Consider the following 9,208-nt stretch of genomic DNA (forward strand, 5'->3'; position numbering starts at 1 on the left):
CGGAGCACTGCAGATGAATCACAAAGTGGCCTTCAGTTTTGCCGACGGCAAGACCCTGTTTTTCCCGGTGGGCGCCGATGAAATCCTGTTGGACGCCGCACTGCGCAACGGCATAAAAATCCCCCTGGATTGCCGCGAAGGCGTGTGCGGCACGTGCCAGGGCCGTTGCGAGTCGGGTGATTACAGCCAGGATTATGTCGACGAAGAAGCCCTCTCCAGCCTCGACCTGCAACAGCGCAAAATGCTCAGTTGCCAGACACGGGTGCAATCCGACGCGACGTTTTACTTCGATTTTGATTCGAGCCTGTGCAACGCACCGGGCCCGGTACAGGTGCGTGGCACGGTGAGCGAGGTGCAGCAGGTTTCGGCCAGCACGGCGATTTTGCACATTCAGTTAGAAGCCGCGCTGGACTTCCTGCCGGGCCAATACGCCCGCCTGTCGGTTCCTGGCACAGACAGCTGGCGCTCCTATTCCTTCGCCAATCGGCCGGGCAATCAATTGCAGTTCCTGGTCCGCCTGCTGCCGGATGGGGTGATGAGCAACTACCTGCGCGAGCGTTGCCAGGTCGGTGATGAAGTGCGGATGGAAGCGCCATTGGGGGCGTTCTACCTCAGGCAGGTCAGCCAACCGCTGGTGTTGGTGGCGGGTGGCACCGGGTTATCGGCGCTGCTGGGCATGCTCGACGAATTGGCGGCGAATGGCTGCGCGCAGCCGGTGCACCTGTATTACGGCGTGCGCGGGGCCGAGGATTTATGCGAAGCCGTGCGCATTCATGCGTACGCCGCGAACATTGCGAATTTTCGCTACACCGAAGTGCTCAGCGACCCGTCGCCTGAGTGGTCGGGCAAGCGCGGCTACCTCACCGAACATTTCGATCTGGCCGAATTGCGGGACAGATCGGCCGATATGTACGTGTGCGGCCCCCCGCCAATGGTCGAATCCATCCAACAATGGCTGGCGGATCAGGCACTTGATGGCGTTCAGCTGTATTACGAAAAGTTTACGCAGAGTAATATCTGACCCCTCAGCAGTTCTGGGGGGCGGGTGCGGCGTGCAATCAACCCTGAGAAAAACAAGTAGAAGGGAATGTTAATGGCGGATGACATGGTTAACCCGGTAGGCCTCAAGCGTGGCCTGAAGAACCGGCATATTCAGCTGATCGCCTTGGGAGGGGCGATTGGCACGGGCTTGTTCCTCGGCTCGGCCGGGGTGCTCAAGTCGGCGGGGCCGTCGATGATCCTGGGCTACGCGATCGCCGGGTTCATCGCGTTCCTGATCATGCGCCAGCTCGGCGAGATGATCGTCGAAGAACCGGTGGCCGGTTCCTTCAGCCACTTCGCGCACAAATACTGGGGCGGTTACGCAGGCTTCCTCGCGGGCTGGAACTACTGGGTACTTTACGTGCTGGTGGGCATGGCCGAACTGACGGCGGTGGGCAAGTACATCCAGTTCTGGTGGCCGGAGATTCCGACCTGGGTCAGCGCGCTGGTGTTCTTTGTCGCGGTGAACCTGATCAACACCCTGAACGTGAAGTTCTTCGGTGAAGCCGAGTTCTGGTTCGCGATCATCAAGGTGGTGGCGATTGTCGGCATGATCGTGCTCGGCTGCTACCTGCTGTTCAGCGGCACCGGCGGCCCGCAAGCCACGGTGAGTAACCTGTGGAGCCACGGCGGGTTCTTCCCGAATGGCGGCATGGGGTTGTTGATGTCCATGGCCTTTATCATGTTCTCGTTCGGTGGCCTGGAACTGGTAGGTATCACCGCCGCTGAAGCCAGCGAACCGCGCAAAGTGATCCCCAAAGCGATCAACCAGGTGGTGTACCGGATCCTGATTTTCTACGTCGGCGCGCTGACCGTGCTGCTGTCGTTGTACCCGTGGGACCAACTGCTGCAAACCCTCGGCGCGTCAGGCGATGCCTACAGCGGCAGCCCGTTTGTGCAGATCTTCTCGTTGATCGGTAACGACACCGCCGCGCACATCCTCAACTTCGTGGTGCTGACCGCGGCGCTGTCGGTGTACAACAGCGGCGTGTACTGCAACAGCCGCATGCTGTTCGGCCTGGCCGAGCAAGGCGATGCACCGAAATCGCTGATGAAACTGAACAAACAAGGCGTGCCGATTCGGGCCCTGGCGATCTCGGCGTTGGTGACCATGCTGTGTGTGGTGGTCAACTACGTCGCGCCGCACAGTGCGCTGGAGTTGCTGTTCGCGCTGGTAGTTGCTTCGCTGATGATCAACTGGGCGCTGATCAGCCTCACCCATATCAAGTTCCGCAAGGCCATGGGCGAGCAAGGCGTGGTGCCGTCGTTCAAGACCTTCTGGTTCCCGTTCAGCAACTACCTATGCCTGGCGTTCATGGTGATGATCATCAGCGTGATGCTGGCCATCCCGGGCATTCGCGAGTCGGTGTATGCGATGCCGATTTGGGTGGGGGTTATCTACATTGCCTACCGGATGCGGATCAAAAAGGGTAGCGCTGTAGTGAATGCACAGTGATCCCTGTGGGAGGGGGCTTGCTCCCGATAGCGGTATGTCAGAGACCGGATGTATTGGCTGACACACTGCCATCGGGAGCAAGCCCCCTCCCACCTTGTTGATGGCATTCCAAATGTAGAAAGCCCCGGTTATCCGGGGCTTTTTGTTTAGAGCGTGGAACGGACTCGCCACAGTTCGGGGAATAGCACGGTGTCGAGCATCTTGCGCAGGTAACCCACGCCTTCCGTGCCACCGGTGCCGGGCTGGAAGCCAATGATGCGCTCCACCGTAGTCACGTGCCGGAAGCGCCACTGGCGGAACGAGTCCTCCAGGTCGATAAACTTCTCAGCCAACTGATACAAATCCCAATACCGGCTCGGGTCGCGATACACCTCACGCCACGCCGCCTCCACCGATTCATCATGAACCGTCGCCGCCGTCGGGTCGCGTTCGGCGCGCTTGGGGTCGATCGCCAAGCCAGCCTTGGCCATCAGATTGATCGCCTCGTCATACAGCGACGGCGTGGCAATCGCCACTTTCAACTCGTTCAACAACGCCGGCCGATGCGCGTGGGGGCGCAACAGCGCCGCGCTTTTATTGCCGAGGATAAATTCGATCTCACGGTACTGGAACGACTGGAACCCCGACGACTGCCCCAGGAACGGGCGAATCGCCTTGTACTCCGACGGCGTCATCGTCGCCAGCACCGCCCAGGCGTGCACCAGTTGATCAAAGATCCGCGACACCCGCGCCAGCATTTTGAACGCCGGCGGCAACTCGCCCAGACGCACGTGCTCGCGAGCGGCCTTAAGCTCGTGCAGCATCAGTTTCATCCACAGCTCCGAGGTCTGGTGCTGGATGATAAAGAGCATTTCGTTGTGGTCCGGCGACAGCGGGTGCTGGGCGCTGAGGACTTTGCCCAGGTCCAGGTAGTCGCCATAGCTCATGGACTCGGAAAAATTCAGTTCGGCGTTATGCCATTCTTCCGGCGGTTGGTAGTCAGGTGAGAAGGGACACTGGCTCATCGCGTGGGCTCCTTGAGCGGGCGGAGAATGGCACGGACGGGGCTGGCGTCCAGGTTGGCAAAGCGCAGCGGCAGCGCGATCAACTCATAATCGCCCTCCGGCACGTCATCGAGCACGATGCCTTCGAGAATTGCCATGCCGTGGCGCGCCACGGCGTTGTGGGCATCCATGGTCTTGGACTGTTGCGGGTCCAGGGACGGCGTGTCGATACCGATCAGGCGCACGCCCAGGCTGGCGAGCAACTCGACGGTTGCTGGGGCAATGGCGGTGAAATTCGAATCCCACTCGGTCAGCGGCGCTTGTGGATAAGTACGCAGCAATACGCGTTCCGGCAAGTTATCCACACGCCCTTGCAGTTGATGCGGCTGCACCAGCGCGCCGCTGCCCAGGCAATGCAACACGCGGCACGGGCCCATGTAGACGTCCAGTGACACCGCGCCAATCGGCGCACCGTCGGCACTGTAATGCAGCGGCGCGTCCACATGGGCGCCGGTGTGTGGCGACAAGGTCACGCGCCCCACATTCACCGGGCACTGCGGGCCAAACTGCCACACGCGCTCTTCCTGGAACGGCGTATCCCCCGGCCAGGTCGGGGTCGCCGCGCTCAAGGGCGGGCTGATATCCCACCACGTTGTTATTGGGTTCATTTCAAGGCTCTCGGTTGTCACTGGGGTGAATGATACGAGGGCCAGACGTGCATTTTCTTGCTAATTCCAGCGCGAGGCGGGAATTCTTTCGTACTTACTGCGAGGAAATCGCAGATTCATGCACAAATCTTTCGTCCGGCGAAAGCAGCCCGCACACTGAACATCCAATGTGGGAGCGGGCTTGCTCGCGAAGGCAGAGTGTCAGTCACTGAATACTTAGGCTGACCCAACGCCTTCGCGAACAAGCCCGCTCCCACATGGACGGCCTGGGTGTCAGAGGAATCGCACCAGCCTGCGCTTCTGGGCATCCCGATGTCGAGTTCAGACCACTGACGCAACGCCCAAGGCCTTAGGGTTCACCTTTGCATTCACTGCCTCGGAGTCATCATGTCCAAGCCCATCACCGTACTGCGCGACACCCACCCTCTGCCGGTCCTGGATGCCTGCAAATGGGAAAAACTCGAAGGCGACCCGCACACCGTCAACCTCAACGCCTACACCAGCGAAGACGGCAGCAAGATCATGGGCACCTGGATCTGCACACCGGGCAAGTGGTACGTGGAATACGTGAAGTGGGAATACTGCCATTTCCAGGAAGGCTACTGCGTGATTACGCCCGAAGGGATGGAGCCGATTCACTTGCGGGCTGGGGATATCTTTGTGGTGGAACCGGGGATGAAGGGGACGTGGGAAGTGGTTGAGACGGTGCGTAAGTATTTTGTGTTTGCGTGAGCAATCTAAAGCCCGCTTGCCATAACAAGCGGGCTCACTCCTCTACTCGGGCTTGCGATAGCTGTTGATGATCGCCGAGAAATCCTTGCCCCCTTCCCCGCGCTGGCTCATCGATTGATACAACTGCTGGGCCACAGCGCCCAGAATCACCGGTTGTTTCGCCTGGCGCGCGGCCTCAGTGGCCAGGCCCAGGTCCTTGAGCATCAGGTCGGCGCCAAAACCACCGGTGTAACCCCGCGATGACGGCGCGGTTTCAATCACGCCCGGCCACGGGTTGTAGGTGTCGGAACTCCAGCAACGCCCGGTGGAGCTGTTGATGATCCCCGCCAGCACTTGAGTGTCGATGCCCAGCGCATCGCCTAGGGCCATGGCTTCGCTGACGCCGACCATGCTGATCCCGAGCAGCAGGTTGTTGCAGATCTTGGCGATCTGGCCGGTGCCGACGTCGCCGCAATGCACGATGTTGCGGCCCATCTGCGCCAACACCGGTTGCAGGCTGGCGAACAGTTCTGGCGTGGCGCCGACCATGAACGTCAGGGTGCCCGCGCTGGCGCCGCCGGTGCCGCCGGAAACGGGGGCGTCGGCAACGGCTACACCTTGCTTCGCCGCCGCAGCCGCTACATCACGGATGGTTTGCGGGTCGATGGTGCTGCAATCCACTGCCGGTACGCCCTTGCCGATCCCGGCGAGCACGCCGTCTTCATTCAGCCACACACTGCGCACGTGGGCAGCGGCGGGCAGCATGGTAATCACCAATTCAGCGCCGTTAGCCGCATCACGCGGGGAATCGCTGACAGTGCCGCCGAGTTCGGCCAGCTCTTTGAGAACCGTCTGGTTCAGGTCGAACAGGTTCAGCGCGTGGCCGGCCTTGATCAGGTTGCGGGCCATGGGCGCACCCATGTTGCCCAAGCCGATAAATGCAATCTTCATGGTCGTCTCCCGGAATCAGCGCAGGTTGATGGTGGTGTTGACGCCATCGTTGACCGTGTCGTCGTCAAACCAGCGGCTCGTCACGGTTTTGGTCTGGGTGTAGAACTGCACCACTTGCTTGCCGTACGGGCCCAGGTCGCCAAGCTTGGAGCCACGCGAACCGGTGAAGCTGAAGAACGGCACCGGCACCGGGATCGGGATGTTGATGCCGACCTGGCCTACATCGATTTCACTCTGGAACTTACGCGCCGCCGCACCGCTTTGGGTGAACAGGCCGGTGCCGTTGCCGAATGGGTTGGCATTGACCAGCGCGATGGCTTCATCGAGGGTGGCAACTTCGAGCACTACCAGCACCGGGCCGAAGATTTCCTGGGTGTAGATCTGCATGTCCGTGGTTACGCCCGAAAACAGCGTCGGGCCGACGAAGTTGCCTTGCTCGAAGCCCGGCACCTTGATGTCGCGGCCGTCCAGCTCCAGCTTGGCGCCTTCTTTCACGCCACTTTCGATCAGCTCCAGGATGCGGGCCTTGGCGCGCTTGGAAATCACCGGGCCGACATCGGTGCCCGCTTCGCTGCCGGCATTCACTTTGAGCTTTTGCGCGAGTGCTTTCAGGTCTGGCAGCCATTGCTTGGCCGCGCCGACCAGCACCACCACAGACGTGGCCATGCAACGCTGGCCCGCGGCGCCGAAACCGGCGCCGACCAACGCATTCAAGGTGTGTTCGCGGTTGGCGTCCGGCAGCACCACGGCGTGGTTCTTGGCGCCCATCATCGATTGCACGCGCTTGCCGTGTTTACCGGCCAGGTCGTAGACGTGGGTGCCGACAGCCGTCGAGCCGACGAACGACACAGCCTTGATGTCTTTATGGGTGCACAGCGCATCCACCACGTCCTTGCCGCCGTGCACCACATTGAGCACGCCAGCCGGTACGCCGGCTTCCAGCGCCAGCTCCACCAGCAACATGGTCGACAGCGGGTCTTGCTCGGACGGTTTGAGCACGAAGGTGTTACCGCAAGCAATCGCCATCGGGAACATCCACAGCGGAATCATCGCCGGGAAGTTGAACGGGGTAATGCCGGCGCACACGCCGATCGGCTGGCGCAGGGTGTAGGTGTCGACGCCGCCGGCGACGTTTTCAGCGAATTCGCCCATCTGCAAGGTGCCGATGGAGCACGCGTGCTCAACCACTTCCAGGCCACGGAAAATATCGCCCTCGGCATCGGCAATGGTCTTACCCTGCTCGGCGCTGAGGACGACGGCAATGCGCTTGGAGTGTTCGCGGATCAGGGCTTGCAGCTTGAGCATGATGCGCATGCGCGCGCCGATCGGGGTCAGCTTCCAAGTCTGGAAGGCACTGTGGGCGGCGTCGATGGCAGCGTTGACTTCATCGGCGGTGGCGAACGGGACTTTGGCCAGCACCTCTTGGGTGGCCGGGTTGACGATGTCTTGCCAGTGGGTGGTCTTGGACTCGACCCATTCACCATTGATCAGCAACTTGACCTGTTGCACGGAAATATCGGCAGAAGCGTTCATGTGGTCTCCAATCTTGTAGTTATGCAGAGACAAGGCGCGTGAATCGCCTTGGAAATGAGGCGTTCGGACTGTTTTTGGAGTATAGATGTGCAAATCTCTAATAAGAACGCACATAAAAGCCGGTCCAATATGCAAAAAAACATCACGTCATTGGGCTCCCTGAACTGGGATGACCTGAAGTTTTTCCTCGAAGTGGCCCGCACCCGCAAGGCCAGCGTCGCCGCCAAGCGCCTGGCGGTGGACTACACCACCGTGTCGCGGCGCATCAGTTCTTTGGAAGTGTCGCTCGGCACCTTGCTGTTCGAAAAATCCCGGACCAACGGCTTTGTCCTGACCGCCGAGGGCCAGCGTTTGCTGGGTTACGCGGAGTCCATCGAAAGCACCTTGCACATGGCTTGCGAGCAGGTGTCCGGCTCCGGCGTGGCACTGTCCGGGCATGTGCGCATGGGCTGCACCGAGGGTTTCGGCAGCTTTTTTGTTACCCCGCAGCTCAGCCACTTCGTCGACACCTACCCGGCGATCTCGGTCGACATCCTGCCCCTGCCCCACTTCATCAGCCTGTCCAAGCGCGAAGCCGACATCGTTATCGCCCTGGAACGCCCGGAACACGGGCCGTACGTGTGCTGCAAACTGTGCGACTACAAACTGCAGCTCTACGCGACCCAGGACTACCTCGACCAACACCCGCCCATCCACCGCCCGGCAGACTTGGCCGAGCATCCGTTTATCAGCTATGTGGATGACTTGGCGTTCAGCTCGGAGCTGCTGTACCTGGCGAACGTGGTGCCCGGCGCCAGCGCCAGCCTGCGCAGTACCAGCGTGATTGCACAGTACGTGGCGGCGCAGCAAGGCCGGTCGATGGCGATATTGCCGTGCTTTTTGGCGGCGCAGGACCCGCGGTTGTTGCCGGTGCTGGGGGAGGGAATTGCGATCACGCGGCAGTTTTGGATGTATTGCCGGGAGGATTTGCGCAAGTTGAAACGGATTACGTTGTTGTGGGATTACATCAGGGAGGTGACGGAGCAGAATCAGGGGTTGCTGATGGGGGAGACGCGGGAGATCAAGTTTGCGGATTAAAGGGCCATCAACGACGATTCGCTTTAAATCGCAGGACGTTTCCTAGAGACTCTCCACCCTATTGCGCCTTACCGTTTGGGTCACTAGCCTCCCTGGGTCGCTGCACATCAGCGATCGGGTTTAGCGATCCGGATTTTATGAGGCACCGCTTCCAACAGTATTAGCTGGTTCTTGCCAGCTTTTAGCGTTTTATGGCGGCTGTGTGCGGGAGACCTTGAGTCTACCCGGGGTCTCTCAACCCGGATCGCTAACCTGCACACAGCTGCCACCCTCTTCATGTTTAGCGATGTGATGTGGCGGCTCTACTTCAGCAGAGAGCAATCGTCATGAGCAAAATCGTCCCCGATCCACCGCTTTCCTCCATCACCACCCTCGGCGTCGTCACCTTCGGCGACTACGGCGAAAACCAAAAACCCCTGTTCCGCGTCAATGCCGGCATGCCGATTGAGCAAGCCCTGGAACACGCCTCCACCCTGCTTTTTTACGCCAAGAAACTCGCCATGGAAGCCGCTATGGATGTGCGCGGCGAGCAATACGCGTGGGCCGCGCATTACCTGTGTGAGATGGGCAAGGCCGTGGTGGATGACTTGACGCAGGCGATGACGCCGGGCAGTTAAGCGAACACTGTAGCGAGCACACACTGCAAAAATAAATATGGGAGCTGGCTTGCCTGCGATGGTGGAGGGTCAGTCAGCTTATCTGCTGCTGATACACCGCTTTCGCGAGCAAGCCAGCTCCCACATTTTTGAGCTGTGGCAGGCGCGGAATTCTGGTCGGACACAGATAAG

Annotated in this window: 9 protein-coding genes; 5 read left to right on the forward strand and 4 right to left on the reverse strand. The window is 60.3% G+C overall.

The annotated features are described in order from the left end of the window. Positions 1-13: 13 nt before the first annotated feature. Both antC and A7D21_RS26825 read left to right on the forward strand, forming a co-directional pair. The gene (gene antC / locus A7D21_RS26820; protein WP_069553101.1) at positions 14-1,021 is read left to right on the forward strand and encodes an anthranilate 1,2-dioxygenase electron transfer component AntC; all 1,008 of its coding nucleotides are present in this window, start codon (positions 14-16) and stop codon (positions 1,019-1,021) included. Between the two features lie 72 nt (positions 1,022-1,093). Further along, a complete protein-coding gene (locus A7D21_RS26825) occupies positions 1,094-2,497 on the forward strand; it encodes an amino acid permease (protein ID WP_053257977.1) in 1,404 nt (467 codons plus the stop codon). A gap of 146 nt (positions 2,498-2,643) precedes the next feature. Here A7D21_RS26825 and kynA read toward each other — a convergent pair whose 3' ends face one another. Together kynA and kynB are read right to left on the reverse strand one after the other, a co-directional pair. Next, positions 2,644-3,501 carry a tryptophan 2,3-dioxygenase gene (kynA, locus tag A7D21_RS26830; protein ID WP_053257978.1) on the reverse strand — a complete coding sequence of 286 codons (858 nt, stop codon included), beginning with the start codon at positions 3,499-3,501 and terminating at the stop codon, positions 2,644-2,646. Continuing rightward, positions 3,498-4,148 carry an arylformamidase gene (gene kynB / locus A7D21_RS26835; RefSeq protein ID WP_069553102.1) on the reverse strand — a complete coding sequence of 217 codons (651 nt, stop codon included), beginning with the start codon at positions 4,146-4,148 and terminating at the stop codon, positions 3,498-3,500. The genes kynA and kynB overlap by 4 nt, the downstream gene beginning before the upstream one ends. Before the next feature lie 387 nt (positions 4,149-4,535). Between kynB and A7D21_RS26840 the strand changes: the two genes are divergently transcribed. Beyond that, positions 4,536-4,880 (forward strand): cupin domain-containing protein, encoded by a 345-nt coding sequence (locus A7D21_RS26840; protein ID WP_003230905.1) that lies wholly within the window; start codon positions 4,536-4,538, stop codon positions 4,878-4,880. Between the two features lie 42 nt (positions 4,881-4,922). On the opposite strand, the gene mmsB is transcribed toward A7D21_RS26840, so the two are convergent. Continuing rightward, on the reverse strand, positions 4,923-5,810 hold the full coding sequence (gene mmsB / locus A7D21_RS26845; protein WP_069553103.1) for a 3-hydroxyisobutyrate dehydrogenase: 888 nt from the start codon (positions 5,808-5,810) through the stop codon (positions 4,923-4,925). Positions 5,811-5,825: 15 nt separating this feature from the next. After that, entirely contained in the window at positions 5,826-7,343 is a 1,518-nt protein-coding gene (locus tag A7D21_RS26850) for a CoA-acylating methylmalonate-semialdehyde dehydrogenase (protein WP_069553104.1), read from the reverse strand. A gap of 129 nt (positions 7,344-7,472) precedes the next feature. Here A7D21_RS26850 and A7D21_RS26855 point away from each other — a divergent pair, with 129 nt between their 5' ends. Together A7D21_RS26855 and A7D21_RS26860 are read left to right on the forward strand one after the other, a co-directional pair. Further along, a complete protein-coding gene (locus A7D21_RS26855; protein WP_069553105.1) occupies positions 7,473-8,420 on the forward strand; it encodes a LysR family transcriptional regulator in 948 nt (315 codons plus the stop codon). A 326-nt stretch (positions 8,421-8,746) separates the two neighbouring features. Then, positions 8,747-9,037, forward strand: a complete 291-nt coding sequence (locus A7D21_RS26860; RefSeq protein ID WP_069553106.1) for a DUF3077 domain-containing protein — start codon at positions 8,747-8,749, stop codon at positions 9,035-9,037. Positions 9,038-9,208: the final 171 nt, after the last annotated feature.

Source organism: Pseudomonas sp. AP19, assembly GCF_001728855.1.
In the GTDB taxonomy this organism is placed as follows: Bacteria; Pseudomonadota; Gammaproteobacteria; order Pseudomonadales; family Pseudomonadaceae; genus Aquipseudomonas; species Aquipseudomonas fluorescens.